Annotated in this window: 14 protein-coding genes and 3 pseudogenes; 7 read left to right on the top strand and 10 right to left on the bottom strand. The window is 35.8% G+C overall.

Features of this window, described 5'->3' with window-relative positions; all coding sequences use genetic code 11:
- Window positions 1-9 precede the first annotated feature (9 nt).
- From H1D32_RS15675 to H1D32_RS15655, 5 genes and pseudogenes are all read right to left on the bottom strand, one after another.
- The gene (locus tag H1D32_RS15675) at window positions 10-1725 is read right to left on the bottom strand and encodes a nickel-dependent hydrogenase large subunit (protein WP_261179210.1); all 1716 of its coding nucleotides are present in this window, start codon (window positions 1723-1725) and stop codon (window positions 10-12) included.
- Window positions 1718-2811: pseudogene (locus H1D32_RS15670) on the bottom strand (hydrogenase small subunit). Before H1D32_RS15670 ends, H1D32_RS15675 begins: the two are co-directional and overlap by 8 nt.
- 218 nt (window positions 2812-3029) lie before the next feature.
- Window positions 3030-3766, bottom strand: a pseudogene (gene tatC, locus H1D32_RS15665) (twin-arginine translocase subunit TatC).
- A gap of 210 nt (window positions 3767-3976) precedes the next feature.
- Window positions 3977-4177: a twin-arginine translocase TatA/TatE family subunit gene (locus tag H1D32_RS15660; RefSeq protein WP_261179209.1), complete on the bottom strand. Its 201-nt coding sequence runs from the start codon at window positions 4175-4177 to the stop codon at window positions 3977-3979.
- A 113-nt stretch (window positions 4178-4290) separates the two neighbouring features.
- Window positions 4291-4632, bottom strand: a complete 342-nt coding sequence (locus H1D32_RS15655) for a hypothetical protein (protein WP_261179208.1) — start codon at window positions 4630-4632, stop codon at window positions 4291-4293.
- A 101-nt stretch (window positions 4633-4733) separates the two neighbouring features.
- On the opposite strand from H1D32_RS15655, the gene H1D32_RS15650 reads away from it, so the two are divergent.
- Together H1D32_RS15650 and H1D32_RS15645 are read left to right on the top strand one after the other, a co-directional pair.
- Window positions 4734-5195 carry a diacylglycerol/lipid kinase family protein gene (locus H1D32_RS15650; RefSeq protein ID WP_261179207.1) on the top strand — a complete coding sequence of 154 codons (462 nt, stop codon included), beginning with the start codon at window positions 4734-4736 and terminating at the stop codon, window positions 5193-5195.
- Window positions 5108-5614 (top strand): diacylglycerol/lipid kinase family protein, encoded by a 507-nt coding sequence (locus H1D32_RS15645; RefSeq protein WP_261179206.1) that lies wholly within the window; start codon window positions 5108-5110, stop codon window positions 5612-5614. Before H1D32_RS15650 ends, H1D32_RS15645 begins: the two co-directional genes overlap by 88 nt.
- Window positions 5615-6047: 433 nt before the next feature.
- Here H1D32_RS15645 and H1D32_RS15640 read toward each other — a convergent pair whose 3' ends face one another.
- The 3 genes from H1D32_RS15640 to H1D32_RS15630 form a co-directional block, all read right to left on the bottom strand.
- Window positions 6048-6395: a YpjP family protein gene (locus H1D32_RS15640; RefSeq protein WP_261179205.1), complete on the bottom strand. Its 348-nt coding sequence runs from the start codon at window positions 6393-6395 to the stop codon at window positions 6048-6050.
- On the bottom strand, window positions 6361-6651 hold the full coding sequence (locus tag H1D32_RS15635; RefSeq protein ID WP_261179204.1) for a hypothetical protein: 291 nt from the start codon (window positions 6649-6651) through the stop codon (window positions 6361-6363). The genes H1D32_RS15640 and H1D32_RS15635 overlap by 35 nt, the downstream gene beginning before the upstream one ends.
- A gap of 491 nt (window positions 6652-7142) precedes the next feature.
- Entirely contained in the window at window positions 7143-7340 is a 198-nt protein-coding gene (locus tag H1D32_RS15630; RefSeq protein ID WP_261179203.1) for a YqkE family protein, read from the bottom strand.
- A 152-nt stretch (window positions 7341-7492) separates the two neighbouring features.
- Between H1D32_RS15630 and H1D32_RS15625 the strand changes: the two genes are divergently transcribed.
- The 5 genes from H1D32_RS15625 (at window position 7493) to H1D32_RS15605 (ending at window position 11791) form a co-directional block, all read left to right on the top strand.
- On the top strand, window positions 7493-8479 hold the full coding sequence (locus H1D32_RS15625; RefSeq protein ID WP_261179202.1) for a sodium:calcium antiporter: 987 nt from the start codon (window positions 7493-7495) through the stop codon (window positions 8477-8479).
- A 345-nt stretch (window positions 8480-8824) separates the two neighbouring features.
- A complete protein-coding gene (locus H1D32_RS15620; protein WP_396126213.1) occupies window positions 8825-9850 on the top strand; it encodes a toxic anion resistance protein in 1026 nt (341 codons plus the stop codon).
- 141 nt (window positions 9851-9991) lie between these two features.
- The gene (locus tag H1D32_RS15615; protein WP_261179201.1) at window positions 9992-10429 is read left to right on the top strand and encodes a hypothetical protein; all 438 of its coding nucleotides are present in this window, start codon (window positions 9992-9994) and stop codon (window positions 10427-10429) included.
- Window positions 10405-10899 carry a hypothetical protein gene (locus H1D32_RS15610; RefSeq protein WP_261179200.1) on the top strand — a complete coding sequence of 165 codons (495 nt, stop codon included), beginning with the start codon at window positions 10405-10407 and terminating at the stop codon, window positions 10897-10899. Before H1D32_RS15615 ends, H1D32_RS15610 begins: the two co-directional genes overlap by 25 nt.
- A gap of 172 nt (window positions 10900-11071) precedes the next feature.
- Complete coding sequence (locus tag H1D32_RS15605) at window positions 11072-11791, top strand: DUF421 domain-containing protein (RefSeq protein ID WP_261179199.1); 720 nt, start codon at window positions 11072-11074, stop codon at window positions 11789-11791.
- A gap of 226 nt (window positions 11792-12017) precedes the next feature.
- Here H1D32_RS15605 and htpG read toward each other — a convergent pair.
- Window positions 12018-13892: pseudogene (gene htpG / locus H1D32_RS15600) on the bottom strand (molecular chaperone HtpG).
- A gap of 154 nt (window positions 13893-14046) precedes the next feature.
- The gene (locus H1D32_RS15595) at window positions 14047-14937 is read right to left on the bottom strand and encodes an oxidoreductase (protein WP_261179280.1); all 891 of its coding nucleotides are present in this window, start codon (window positions 14935-14937) and stop codon (window positions 14047-14049) included.
- Window positions 14938-14953 lie beyond the last annotated feature (16 nt).

Genomic DNA, 14953 nt, shown 5'->3' with positions numbered 1-14953 from the left:
TTCCCCCCCTTAACCTACTTGAATTTCAGTAGTCTGATTGTTTTCTAAATCAGTTAAATGGACAGCGCATGCCAAACAAGGGTCAAACGAATGAATAATCCGTAAAATCTCTAATGGTTGACTAGAATTTGCTACTGGTGTTCCTTTGAGAGCAGCTTCATAAGGGCCAATCTGACCTAAATGATCTTTTGGTGAAGCTAACCATGTTGTTGGAACGACAGCTTGATAGTTGCTTGTTTTTTGATTTTCTATTCTAATCCAGTGTCCTAAAGCGCCACGAGGTGCCTCCATCCAGCCAACACCTTTAGTTTCTTTTGGCCAAGAGTTTGGCTCCCATTTCTCACTATTAAAAGTTACTTGGTCGCCATTTTTTATATTGCTAATAAGCTCATCCATGTCGTTTCTTAACCATTTAACGATAAGAGCCGTTTCTAGACCTCTTGCCACTGTTCTCCCAAGAGCTGATTGCAATGCTGTTATTGGTACATCTAACTTGTTAAGCGTAGCATCAACAATCTCAACGATTTCTGGCTGTCCTTTAGCATAGCCAACCATAATTCTTGCTAGAGGACCAACTTCCATTGGTTTTTCTTCCCAGCGAGGCGCTTTTACCCAAGTATATTTCTCATCTGTATTAAGTTGTTTAAAAGGTGCTTGTGGACCACTATACTTTAGTGTCGTCTCACCATCCCATGGATGCTTTCCACCACCATCTTTGCCATTATACGTATACCATGAATGATCGATATATTCTCTAATTTGTTTAGGATCTTTAGGGTCAACGTCGAGAACCTGCTTTAAGTTTCCATCGATGATAATTCCCCGTGGCATTCTATATAGATCAATATCGCGAACATCTCCCGTAGAGAAATCACCAAAACTCATAAAGTTTTGAATCCCACCACCGTGAAGCCAGTCTTTATAAAATGAACCTATTGCTAATAAATCCGGAATATACACTTTATTTACAAATTCCATGGCATCGTCAATTAATTGTGAAATTTGCATTAGCTGTGAGGCATTAATCGCATTATCACCATTGATATCAATTGGTGTTGCCATACCTCCGACTAAATAGTGAGGATGTGGATTTTTCCCACCTAAAATCGTGTGAATTTTGACGATATCCTTTTGCCAATTTAGTGCTTCTAAATAATGAGCAACCGCTAGTAAGTTTACTTCCGGTGGTAGTTTGTAAGCTTCATGACCCCAATAACCGTTTGCGAAAATCCCTAACTGACCACTGTCAACAATCTTTTGTACCTTTTGTTGAACTTCTCTAAAGTACCCTGGTGAGGATTTTGACCAATCAGAGATTGACTGAGCTATTTTACTAGTCTCTGCTGGATCTGCACTTAAAGCACTTACAACGTCCACCCAATCTAACGCATGGAGGTGATAAAAATGGACGACATGGTCATGAACAAATTGAGTCTCATTCATGATTTCCCGAATAAGCTGGGCATTTCTCGGAATTTGAATATCAAGGGCGTCCTCAACTGCACGTACAGATGCTAAGGCATGAGTTGTTGTACACACACCACAGATACGCTGAACAAATGCCCATACATCTCTTGGGTCTCGCCCTGTAACAATTTGCTCAAGACCGCGAATTCCTGTACCAGAACTGTAAGCGTTTTCAATTACACCATCTTTTATATCGGCTTCTATACGTAAATGCCCTTCTATTCTAGTTACGGGATCTACAACGATACGCTCAGTCATTATTATTCACCTCAGTATTATTTGGCGATTTTTTTTCATCATGTTTCTTTTTTAATGCGGTTACTGTTCCATGGGCAGCAATTCCTGCAACTGTAGCTCCCGTTGCGTATTTACCAACTATCATTGGATCTACAGCCGTTTTTGTTCCAGGAACTTTTGTACGACGCGTAAAGAATGGTCCCTCATCCCAGAAGTCTTTTTCTGAGCAACCAATACATGGGTTTCCTGATTGAATGGGGTAACTCACTCCTCCATTCCAACGCATTTCGGCACATGAGTTATATGTCGTAGGGCCTTGACAGCCGACTTTATACAAGCAATAACCAATTTTTGCTCCTTCATCATCAAAAGACTCAACAAATAGACCTGCATCAAAGTATGCTCTACGATTACATTTATCATGGATTCTTAATTTATAAAACGCTTTTGGTCTACCTTTACTATCTAACTCTGGTAATCTACCAAATGTGATTACATGAGCAATCACCCCCGTCATGACTTCTGCAATTGGCGGACATCCTGGCACGTTCATAACTGGAACACCTTAATAACATCACTTACAGCTCTTGCGTTTGTAGGATTTGGCTTAGCAGCAGCAATCCCCCCCCAAGCCGCACAACTTCCATAGGCAATTACTGCTTTCGCATGTTTCGCGGTTTCCTGTAATGTTTTAAGCGCAGAATGCCCAGCAACAGTTAGAAATTCAGCGTCTGTAACGTTTCCTTCAACAGCTAAGATGTATTCTCCGCTAAACTCTTTCATAATCTTCTCTCTGTTTTCTTCAATTTGGTCTCCAGCAGCAGCTGAAAGGACTTCACTGTATTCTAGTGAAATCATATCTAGCAATACATTCTCGGTCCTTGGATGTGATGAACGAATAAATGATTCAGAACATCCAGTACAATCCATAAGTTGAAGCCAAATAACCGGTACTCTTTTGCTCGTTTCCATCGCTTGAACAACATTACTAGTTTGAGAATAATCTAAACCTAGTACGGCTGTTAACGCTGTACACGCTTTCAAAAAATCCCTTCGCGAAACTCCTTTTTCAAGTGCAGCCTCAAAGATGGTTTTCTCAAAACTCATTTCCATTTCCCTCCCTTAATTAGAAAGAATAGGTATACATTACTAACAGTATCAAGGAAAAATGGAAAATTCTATGACTTTCAGCACAGTAATCATTCTATTCGGAAATTTGTCACAAATAGAAAAAAGAACAAGTCGCTAGACATCTAGTACTAAAAATGGTTGAACTTCCTAAGCTAAAAAAAGCAGCGAACCCAAAGGGTTTCGCTGCTTCGTTATTATTCATCTTCTTGTGTTAGTCTCTGCTCTCGCTTTAACTTCTTACGGTATACAATTGTTGATAAAACAATACTTACTTCGTATAAGAAAACTAATGGAATAATGACTAATACATCTGAAATAAAATCAGGCGGTGAAATTAATACCGAAATAACGACAATAAAAAAGAACGCATATTTTCGATTTTTTTGCATTCCTCTAGGAGTGACTATTCCTAGACTTGTTAGGAACATTACCACTAATGGCATCTCAAAAAGGATACTAAATGGAATTGTCATACGAAGCACAAATTGGAAATATTTGTCGGTCGTAAACATCATCGTAAACATTTCTCCCCCTAAACCAAAGAGGAAGTTAAGAACTAATGGTAGAACGACAAAATATCCGAAAGACAAACCACCCACAAATAACAATAAAGATGCTGGAATATAGGTTAACGTTACCACTTGCTCCCTTTTCGTTAATGCAGGTTTAATAAATAACCATATTTGAAAGATAATCACAGGGATTGTTAAGGCAATGGCAATGACACCTGCAAGTAAAAAATAGACATAAATAATGTCCATTGGTCCTAAAACCGTAAGTGGCATGTCCAAATCTTTGACAAACCAATCATATATATCTCGGACAAATACAAAGCTGGCTATAAAAAGACAATAAATGCTCCCAAAACGATTATGATTCGTTTTCTTAATTCATCTAGGTGATCAAGGAGATTCATACTTTGATCGGTCATGCTTCACAGCTCCTTAAAACAATGTTTAGAACAGCTTGGCCTACAAAAGATCTCAGGTAACAAAAGGAAAGTTGTCTCCTTAAAATCTAAAGAAGGTCTTTGTAGTATACGACTTTGTTCTTCTACCTAACGTAAAAAGATGTAAGACGGATTAAAACATATCTCACATCTTCATTCTTATATTTTTTCTAAGATTATATAGGTATATAATTATTTCTTAGCTTTTGATTTTGGTTTTTCGTCTTCAAACTCTTCCATAACATCATTAGTTAGTTCACGAGTCGATGACTTAAATTCTCTTAATGTCTGTCCAACTGCTTTCCCTAACTCTGGTAACTTCTTTGGACCGAAGATAATCAATGCTATAACAAGAATTAAAACTAAGCCTGGAATCCCGATGTTTGTTAACATATGTTGTACCCCCCATAGTAAATATTATTTTAGATATTTACTTAATTTCTTACTTCACTAGTATACCTGAACCGTATCATATATTCTACATTATAGTTTTAAATTTTAATTATTTATTTATTCGCCAAAACACCAAAACTTTGAAGCAAATCATCAATCGAAATTCCTTCACCGTAATCGATGCCTTCTTTTAAACGAGGTTTCATTAATTTATTTAATTCCGTTTGTTCTCTAGTAAATTCTATTACATTACTTTCTTCGAGAACTTCTGGTATTTCTTCTTCAACCAACTCAACCAAATTTTCTGGACTAGTGACTGAGAGAATCTCTGCAGCAATTTCTTCATCCCTGGTATACGATTTTGAGTTAGATGAAACGATCAGTTCGTAGAAAATTGTTCCCCAAACTAGCAAAAAAAGCAAAACTACTGAACTTAAAATTAGCCACTGTTTCATACTTTTTAGATTCCTTTCTATTTCTACATATCTCAACTCATAGTATACTATAAACTATAGTAACTTAACCATGTACCATGTACTAGAAAATAGGTGATCAATTGTATTTATTTATCATTAATAACCACTCCGGAAAAGGAACGAAGGTTTGGAAAAAGGTTTTGCCTCTATTAGACAAATGGGATATTCAATATAAATCCTACTTTATCACAAAGCCTGAAGAAATGTTAGAGTTTAATCTAGACATCAATTCTATAGATACAAAAGCTTTAGTTGTTGTTGGAGGGGATGGTACCATTCACCATGCACTAAAGTATATTGAGAATACCGCAATTCCGCTCGGTGTGATCCCGGCAGGTTCTGGGAATGATTTTGCAAGAGCATTAAACATTCCAAAAAATAGCCATCTAGCACTATTAAAGATACTAGAAGGAAAATTACAACACATTGATTTACTAAAAGTCAACAACCATTCATGCGCGACCGTAGTTGGCGTTGGGTTCGATGCAAATGTCGCACAATTAGTAAACCAGTCAAGATCAAACAATGGCTCAACTACATAAAGTTAGGTAACCTTGCTTATGTTGTTGGGGTTCTGAAGGGCGTATTTTCCTATACACCTAAAGACATGGTCATTACGATCGATGGGAAAAAGAAGACATTTTCTAATGTTTGGTTAATTGCTATTGCTAATACACCTTACTATGGTGGAGGTCTAAAAATCTGTCCCGAGGCTGATAACACTGACGGGACTTTAAATCTTTGCATCGCTCATTCTTTATCAAAATTGGAAATTTTAATGTTTTTCCCATTGGTTTTCTTAGGCAAACATACACTTCACCGCTCAGTATCGACAGAAAAAGGACAAGTAATAGAGATATCTTCTAATGACTCTGTCCTTGTTCAAGCCGATGGCGAGATGTTGGATCAAACTCCCATCTCTATTTTTGTTCAAAAGCAAAAATTTAACGTGATTATCTAGTTTTTCACCTTTTTTTAGTTTCATTTTCTTAAATGCTCTTTTCTAAAAGATTGTTGCTATTAGCTTTTAGGTCGTAACCAAGCGAATGCTTGGTTCTTCACGCTTTGCGTGAAGCTTTTGAGAATAAATAAGCCATTGGGACAAATAAATTTGTCCCAAAAAGCTTATTTATTCTCAAAAGACGACCTAAAAGCCATAAAGTTTACAAAAACAACCTTCTAAAAAAATGTTGCTCTTACTATAAGTTAGAAATGATAGGATATAACTTGCTCTCGGGGGCATCACATTTGAAGGTTTTAAACGCAGATATCTTGATTATTTATTGAATTACTAACCATAAAGCCACATTGTTTACTATATAATTAAAGAAAACGCCTATATTTTTAGATGACTCTAAAAATATAGGCGTTTTTATTTAGGATAAAGTTACATATTATGACATCCATTTAGGTGGGGTGTTTTTGGCCCAGAAAATATCACCTAAATCATGATGTTGTTCAAATTGATCTTGAACTAAATGATAATGAAAATTAAAAGAATGGCCCTCTCGCGGATGGTTTACCCTACGAACATGAAAACGGGCAACATCTTCCCCAGTTTGTTGATTAAAAATGTGAAAAATCTTTTCGCCATAACCACTTGTCGGCTTTTCAGTAACTTCAAAGGTAGCTATTTCTTCCTCAGGAGTTTCTAGTGCTAGATCACGAATAACCTCCTCAATCTTTGGAAGTATTACATTTAAAAACTCATCGCTTACTGCACTCGCAATTTTTTGGGCCAAATTTTTCTAGCGACTGAAACTTAGCTTGTTGTGAAACGTAGGAAATAAATTGCTCATGAACATTTATTTGATCTCCTGTAAGTTCCTGTACAGAAGACTGGTTAGTAAAGTGATTTTCTAATGATTGTTTTTCCCGATCATTTACTTGTACTTCTTGGTCGGATGCTTCAGCATCTAAGTAGGTTGGCGGGATAAACATTCCAAACGTCATAAAAGTAATTAAGACTACCGAAAGTTTGGTAAACCAAAGTCGCATATGTAAACGCCCCTTACTTTATACTTTTCTATTATTTTACCATAAGTAAACTAAAAGTCTATGAAAGTATTAAAACAAACTAATTAGGAATCGTGAACACCTTTGACCACTAGATGACTTTGAGACTGCAACAAAAAGCTCCAGTCTCAATGTTGTACTTAACCGAATTGCAATAAAGCTGGTCTAACAAATAAAAAATAAATAATTACTACAATAATAAACGCTCCGATTGTTAATTTATTTTTCAACTGTACTACCTCTTTCTATGAGTTGTTCGTTGCACAAGGCTGTTTTCACAAAGTTTGTTACTTAAGTACATATAAGAATTTCACTACTTATTTAGTAAATATTGCTCTTTTCTTACGCAAATTATTGAGTGATATCTCTATAAAAATATTTTTTCAATAAATTTAGGTTAAAAAGCAACAAGTTTTTTTGTGCGACGAGTAACCGCAGGAGCAATGTTTTAGAAAAGAGCCTTTTACAAATTCTTATTTATAGCTTTTCCAGTCAAGGGTACTTTCATTTAGAAGGTCCTCAAACGATTTATTTTTTTCCTTTTCAAGTCTTCGTTGTCTTTCTTGCTCCCTTGCTTCTGCTTGTTTTTTTGCTTCTTCGTCCTTTAACGCTTTTGACGTTTGCTTTAATTTTTCTAATACATCTGGACTGATTCGTTGATTAAGCGTCATCGCACTTTCTTCGTTTTTTTCTTTTGGTTTGACTTCATTTTTTCACCTTCTAATTAAAAATTTACCACCACGTACATCTCATTTATTTATCAATAAGTGCATGATAATCAATACACAGTTAGAAATAATCCTCAATTCGAGAGGTGAAAAGAATGTTATTTTTAGTTTTTTTTCTTGTGGCAATGATCACTGTTTTAACAGCTACAAAACTTTCCACATACGCTGATGTCATCAGCGAAAAAACAGCCGTTGGCGGAATGCTAATAGGTTCGATGTTATTAGCGGGAGCTACCTCACTTCCTGAAATTACAACGAGTTATACGGCGATTATTCTAGATAACCCTGATCTAGCCGTCGGTAGCATATTGGGTAGTAATGTCTTCAACTTGGTCATCCTTGCAACTTTAGACCTTTATTTCCGTAAAGATCAAGTTTTTGAACGTGTTTGGACCCAACATCGTTACACAATTGGGATTGGGATTGGGCTAATGTTTATTATTTTATTTTCCTTACGCTTAAATGTGATGTACATCATTTTAGGAATTGGGATCGATACGTTTGTTATTCTTGCTGGATATATTATTGGAATGTTGATCATGTCAAAATTGAAGCAAACGCCCAAGAATAAAGAAGAAAATCCTCCACGCGAAGCTGCCTTGCCACCCTTATCTGCTCGTCAAGCTATGGCACGTTTTCTTATCGCGTCAATTATTATTTTGGTAGCTGGGACAGCGTTAACCATAACAGGTGACAGAATCGCTGTCGTTACTGGACTTGGAGCAAGCTTTGTAGGTAGTTTTTTAATTGCTGCATCCACTTCCTTACCCGAAGCGGTTGCTTGCTTTGTTGCTTGTAGATTGCGAAATTTCAATCTGGCTATCGGCTCAATTTTAGGAAGCAATTTGTTCAACATCCTTATATTATGTGGAACAGATATATTTTATCGCCAAGGACCTTTGCTAGTGCATGTAGAACCTGTTCATGAACTAACAGCTTCTCTAACCATCTTCCTTTATTTGGTTACCTTTTACCTACTTATCAGGGTTAGGCCAAGAACGACGTTCAACTATTCCATTCCTTCAATCCTGATCCTGTTTACGTATTTTATTACTAGCTACTACATTTTCTTTCTTTCCTAATGTATGAATTTCATCATTCATTATCTTCGCTATTAAGTTCTAAATGTAGTTGGGTATAAACCATTCGCAACTACATTTAGATTGAAATGGTTCGGTTATGGTAATGATGAAATTCACTAAATGAGGAAAAGTCATAAGACTTTTCCTTTTCCTTTCGTTCAAGACCAGTAAAGCCTTGAAGCCGCTTATGATTCATTATATAATTTATTGGATTTCATCATCCAAAATTCCCCCAAATTAGTTCGAAATCGAAATTCACACAACACAGGTGAAATTTGGCGATAATTGAAACATTTTCTATACCTATTCCGTATGTAAGATAAGAAAAGGTTGGAGGTAAAAATTATGGAAGACAAAGACAAATTTAAATTAGAGATAGATCCAAAAGTTAAAGAATATTTTAAGCCATTAAATAATGAAGATGATATGAATCGTTTACTCGAACAGTTAAATGGACTAGGAACTGAAGCCCAGAAAAGTGCTGGAGAGTCTTTGGAGGCACTTAAACGACCTGTAAAAGAAATGATGGACCAGCCGAATAATGAATTACCAAAAAATTTACTCCGTTTAAGGGAAATTGTCTCTGAGCTCGAGCCTAGCCATTTAAAAAAAGGACAGGTGCAAGGATTTGTTGATCGTTTATTAAGAAGAAACCCTATGGAGCAATACGCTAGAAAGTATAAAACAGTAGAATCTCAGGTAGAAAACATCATTAGTGCTCTTCTTGTCGGCAAAGATAAGTTGCAAGAAGATACGGTTATGCTCCATCAATTAAAGGAAGTGGCAATTTCAAGAATTCACGGTCTTAACGACCAAATTGAAGTAGGAAAAAAATTAAATAACATGCTTGAAGAAAAAATGACCGATGAAACATGGGCTGACAAAAAGACAGCACTAGTCAAAGGTCAACAAAAGGTTATTTCTCGTATCAAAAATATGTCTCAGGCCGTTCTTGTTTTACAACAATCCTTAGCAAGCGTGGATTTAATCGTGGAGAACAACGAAAAACTCGAAGAAGCGATTTTCAACGCAATTACCATGACGAAAAATATTATTACGGTAACAGCCTCGATTCAGTTAGCATTAGGAAATCAAAAAACAGTCATTGACGCTGTGAAAAATGTTAATGAAGCAACAGAGGCCATGCTTCTATCCAATGCGCAAATGTTAAAGTCTAACACTGAGGAAACCCTAAAGATGTTAGAAGAGCCTGCCATTGCCATTGAAACGTTCCGTAAAGCTTATGAAGATGTGTATTCTGCCATAAAAATTACCGAGAGTTCCAATGAACGCATCATTGAAAGCGGTAAAAAATTCATCCTCGAACTTGATGAGTTAAACACTCAAATGAAACAAAAGCTCTTAGATTAAGAAATTATTTCGTTTTTGCCTTTTAAAAACTCGGGTCATCTTTTCTAACATTTGAAGGTTGTTACCGCAGAAATATAGAATATTTATTGTTCATAAATAACCATACCTAAAGAACAGATCAATTAGTGAGGAGGGTTTTCCATGCCCTTATTTTCGCGCCTATTTGAACTACCTTTCTTTGAAAGTTTGCTTCCTGACAGGCTAAAACCGGTGAAAGACGAATATATCTCAGATCAATATAGCCAAGCTCTCATCAGTGAAACTGAGAAGTTAATTGAAGATATTATTCAGCTTTCTGAAATGGAAAGAACGAATCGACTTTTCAAACGAAAAACACCTCAGTATAAAATCCTTTTAAAAATTAAAAAAAAGCGAATGCGCTTGGATTTTAGTGATCAAAAAGGATCGGACGCACCAATAAAAAAACGAATGATTATCGATATCTACCGGAAAATTTACAAACAAATAACGGTGTTGGTAAGATTGTTGAAGCGACGATTTACTACACTTACCAAGGCAATTCCTATGTTCGTTCTATCAAGCGCTCCCCTTATTTGCAAGGAATTCTATATAAATTAGATATGCTCGATGATGCTCTTATCGGTAGATTAGTAAAAAATAATGAACATGAAATTCGCCCTCAAGCAACAAATAGTCCACTTACAGAAAAACAAGAAGAGCTTCGCAATCTACTTGTTGAGATGAAACGAATTACAAATCATAATTTAAGTCTTGCCGTAGATCCTATGATTGAACATCGGTTAGGACGGGTCTTGCAACATATCGAAAAGATTACACCAGACTTTCATTTATTAGATATTGAAGAACGCCACATGATCAAACGAATCCTTAGAGAGGATCTCCCTAACCTTCTCCATTCCTATGTGTCATTATCTCAACTGCAACGACTTGAACAGAAGGAAAATGTCTTTGTAGCCATATCGCGAATTGAACTAAAGATCCTTCGTATTGTTGACCAAATGGAAAAAATGAAACTTGAACGAATGGAACACCTTTTAAGATTAAATAAAGTTCGTTACGAAGAATAAGAGTGCCTCCTTTGGGTTAGCACTCTTATTTTATTTACGTTTTTATGAGCCTTTTCAATGCCAGATTTTCTCAACTTTCAGAAACCGGAGAACTTTTCTAACTTATTCATGGGTGAATTTTACTCTTATGGTTCATACTAAAGATAGATTTCTTCATCATGAGGTGTAAACAATGTCAATCGATATTTATGAGGTTACCTGGCGGACAATTGCAGCATTTATCGTTTTATATTTCTTATGTAGAGTTCTTGGAAAAAAACAAATCATGCAGTTAACGTTTTTTGATTTTGTATCTGGAATTACTATCGGCTCTATTGTTGCAAATCTAGTTATTAACCCAAATGTAACGTTAACAAATGGACTTGTCGCCTTATCAGTCTTTTGTTTAATCGTCCTTTTAATCGACTACTCTGTTTTAAAAAGTATCTCAGCTAGAAAATTTTTTAGCAGCGAGCCGACACTTGTTATTAAGGATGGAAAAATCTTGGGTGAAGGAATGCGTAAAGAGAGGTTAAACAACGAGGAATTGTTATTTTTACTTCGTAAAAAAGGGATTTTTTATTTAGACGAAGTTGAGCTTGCTTTTTTTGAAACGGATGGTTCACTATCTACACTAAGAAAACAAGAAAAATTACCAGCATATAAAGAGGATGTACATGTTCACAAACCAAAAAGAGGCCTCCCACAAACATTTATTATCGATGGACAACTAATGAAGAATAGTCTGGCTTCGCTAGGCAAGGATATAAATTGGGTCAAAACACTCCTTAGTAACAATTCAATTAAAGACCTAAAGGATGTCAATATTGCTCAGATGGATGAGCAAGGTAATCTCTATCTAGATATGAAAGACGATAAACTATCTGAATTTGCCCAAGTAAAGCATTCTTGATTGTTTCTAATTCCATTTTATTCATTTCAATAACCTTATAATATTTTTGTAAACATTGAGGCTATTTAAAATACACTCGGGGCAAAAACAGATATTTATTCCCGTTTAACAAATCGTATGATAGAAAAGATACCCCGAGTCCTAAGTGTTTCAAGTACAGCACTCTTTAATCGAAAACAGCCTATAATATAAAAGCACACACCATAAATGGCGTGTGCTTTTAGGTTTATACCATAATTTTACAAACGTCATTAGTAAACTCCAATGGATCATGGAGGGGTAGACCTTCGATGAGCAACGCTTGATTAAATAGTAAGTTCGTATAAAGGGCCAATTTTTCCTTGTCTTTTGTAAAGGCTTCTTTAATGCCTTAAACACTTCGTGATTGCTATTTAGCTCTAGTACCTTTTCCGCTTTAACATTCTGATTATCTGGCATTGCTGTTAAGATCTTTTCCATTTCAATTGTTACTTCTCCATCAGTCGATAAGCAAACTGGATGGGTTTTCAACCTTTTTGAAACTCGAACATCTTTTACCTTATCAGCCAAAACAGTTTTCATATAGTCAAAAAGCTCTTGGTTCTCATTCAATTCCTGATCATCATTTTGTTGATCATCTGTTTCAATTCCTAGGTCACCACTTGATACAGATTTAAACTCTTTATCCTTGTAAGTCATTAACATTTTTATCGCAAATTCATCAATATCATCTGTGAAGTATAAGATTTCATATCCTTTGTCCGCTACTAGCTCTGTTTGTGGAAGCTTTTCAATGCGTTCGTTCGTATCGCCTGTTGCATAATAAATGTATTTTTGCTCTTCAGGCATTCTTGAAATATACTCATCTAGCGTAACGAGTTTCTTCTCTTTTGAAGAATAAAACATTAATAAGTCCTGGAGCTCGTCTTTGTTCATGCCAAAATCATTGTAAACGCCGAATTTGAGCTGCCTACCGAAGGATTGATAGAATTTTTCATAGTTCTCGCGTTCATTTTTCAACAACGCTTGAAGCTGACTTTTAATTTTACTTTTGATATTTTTAGCAATGAGTTTTAATTGACGGTCATGCTGCAATAGTTCTCTCGAGATGTTCAGTGATAAATCTTCTGAGTCTACCATTCCTTTGACGAAGCTGAAGTAATCTGGTAATAAATCAGCACATTTATCCATTATCAAAACGCCACTTGAATACAACTCTAATCCTTTCTCGAATTCTTTTGAGTAATAGTCAAAAGGGGTTTCTCCGGGATATATAAAATAGCATTATAACGAATTGTACCATCAACACTAATATGAATATGTTTTAAAGGCTTATCAAATCCGTAATGCTTCTCAGTATAAAAATTCTCGTAGTCTTCTGTTGTAAGTTCAGATTTATTCTTTCGCCAAATTGGCACCATGCTATTAATTGTTTGTTCTACCTGATACTCTTCAGGTTCGTTGTCGTTCTCAGCTTTTGGTCGACGTTCAGTAACATCCATTTTTATCGGATAGCGGATAAAATCAGAGTACTTCTTAATGATTTGTTTTAACCGGTAGTCTTCAAGAAACTCATCGTAACTTTCATCTTCGGTATTCTCTTTTATCTTCATCGTAATTTCTGTACCTACAGAATCTTTCTCACAAGGAGTAATAGTGTAGCCATCTGCTCCCTCTGATTCCCACTTGTAGGCTTGATCGCTATTCAAAGCTTTACTCACAACGGATACAACATCCGCTACCATAAATGCAGAATAAAAACCCACACCAAATTGTCCAATGATGTCATGGCCATCCTTCAGTTCAGTTTCTTTTTTGAATGCTAAAGAACCACTTTTAGCTATTGTCCCAAGGTTATTTTCTAGTTCTTCTTTGGTCATCCCAATCCCAGTATCAATTACCTTTAAGACACGCTTTTCTTTGTCAGCAGTAACTTTTATGTAATAACTTTCCTTGTCAACGTTAGACTTTCGTCTGTTAAAGCTTTGTAGTAAAGCTTATCAATTGCGTCACTGGCATTAGAAATTAATTCACGAAGAAAAATTTCTTTTTGAGTGTAAATAGAGTTAATCATCATTTCTAATAACCGTTTGGACTCTGCTTTAAACTGTGTTTTTGTCATGATAACCTCTCCTTTATTTTATAGTGTTTCGAATGGCTTACTGAGATGACATAAGGATTAGCACTCTACATAAGCGAGTGCTAATCCTTATTTTTATTTACCATACTATTTTTTACATGTCAATAGTATAGCTATTTCTCATACAAAATTATGGTTACTGAAAATCATAGACAACACCAGTAAGTTCCTCAGAAGTGTCCCATAACTTTTTCATCATTTCTTGATTATAAACATTTGCAGCTGGCGTTTCAATGGCGGGATTCCCTGTTCTATTACCTCTTCCATCTGGTCCAATGTACTCTCCACCACGTAACCCTTCTGAGGTTGCTGCATATATAGTCGGAAGAACTCCCATTTCAACAGGTTGGAAAAACCATTTTAATAAAGTCTTTAAAAGATTAGATGAGTCTCTCTTACCAAATTTAAATAAGTTTGTTGAAGTAATCCCCGGATGACAGCCAATACTGATTGTCGGGAGCCCATGTTGTTTTAATCTATTGTCTAGTTCTTTAGCAAATAATAGGTTAGCTAGCTTACTTTGACGATAAAACTTCATCGCCTTATAACCTTTTGAACCGTCTAAGTTATCAAAATCAATCGATGCCCCTCGGTGGGCTATACTACTTAATGTTACTACACGAGAATTAGAAGTTTTCTTTAATAACGGCAATAACAATCCGGTTAAAGCAAAATGCCCTAAATGATTACTTCCAAATTGAAGCTCAAAGCCCTCCTTTGTTCTTTCATACGGAGGAGTCATGACTCCAGCATTGTTAATTAATAGATCTAAAGAGTTATACTGTTCTAGAAATGCCTGTGCAAAAGTGCGAACACTATTTAAATCAGATAGATCTAAGTCCATGACTTCCACCTTTGCCTCTTTATTACCGTTTAGTATTGATGCTATAGCTTCTTCACCCTTTTGTCGATTTCGAACGGCTAAAATAACTTGTGCACCCTGTTGTGATAAAATTTTAGCTGCTTCTAATCCAATTCCACTGTTAGCACCCGTTACAATAATTACTTTTTCAGTTAAATCACTAATCAAAATTTATACCCCT

Origin of the sequence: Anaerobacillus sp. CMMVII, from assembly GCF_025377685.1 — a bacterium.
Taxonomy (GTDB): domain Bacteria; phylum Bacillota; class Bacilli; order Bacillales; family Anaerobacillaceae; genus Anaerobacillus.
This window is presented reverse-complemented; position numbering and strand designations above follow the sequence as displayed.

Bases quoted from the DNA above. Each gene is read 5' to 3' on its own strand.
- H1D32_RS15675 (WP_261179210.1), bottom strand. From the start codon at position 1,725: ATGACTGAGCGTATCGTTGTAGATCCCGTAACTAGAATAGAAGGGCAT.
- H1D32_RS15660 (WP_261179209.1), bottom strand. From the start codon at position 4,177: ATGTTAACAAACATCGGGATTCCAGGCTTAGTTTTAATTCTTGTTATA.
- H1D32_RS15655 (WP_261179208.1), bottom strand. From the start codon at position 4,632: ATGAAACAGTGGCTAATTTTAAGTTCAGTAGTTTTGCTTTTTTTGCTA.
- H1D32_RS15645 (WP_261179206.1), top strand. From the start codon at position 5,108: ATGCGCGACCGTAGTTGGCGTTGGGTTCGATGCAAATGTCGCACAATT.
- H1D32_RS15635 (WP_261179204.1), bottom strand. From the start codon at position 6,651: ATGCGACTTTGGTTTACCAAACTTTCGGTAGTCTTAATTACTTTTATG.
- H1D32_RS15630 (WP_261179203.1), bottom strand. From the start codon at position 7,340: ATGACGCTTAATCAACGAATCAGTCCAGATGTATTAGAAAAATTAAAG.
- H1D32_RS15625 (WP_261179202.1), top strand. From the start codon at position 7,493: ATGTTATTTTTAGTTTTTTTTCTTGTGGCAATGATCACTGTTTTAACA.
- H1D32_RS15620 (WP_396126213.1), top strand. From the start codon at position 8,825: ATGGAAGACAAAGACAAATTTAAATTAGAGATAGATCCAAAAGTTAAA.
- H1D32_RS15615 (WP_261179201.1), top strand. From the start codon at position 9,992: ATGCCCTTATTTTCGCGCCTATTTGAACTACCTTTCTTTGAAAGTTTG.
- H1D32_RS15605 (WP_261179199.1), top strand. From the start codon at position 11,072: ATGTCAATCGATATTTATGAGGTTACCTGGCGGACAATTGCAGCATTT.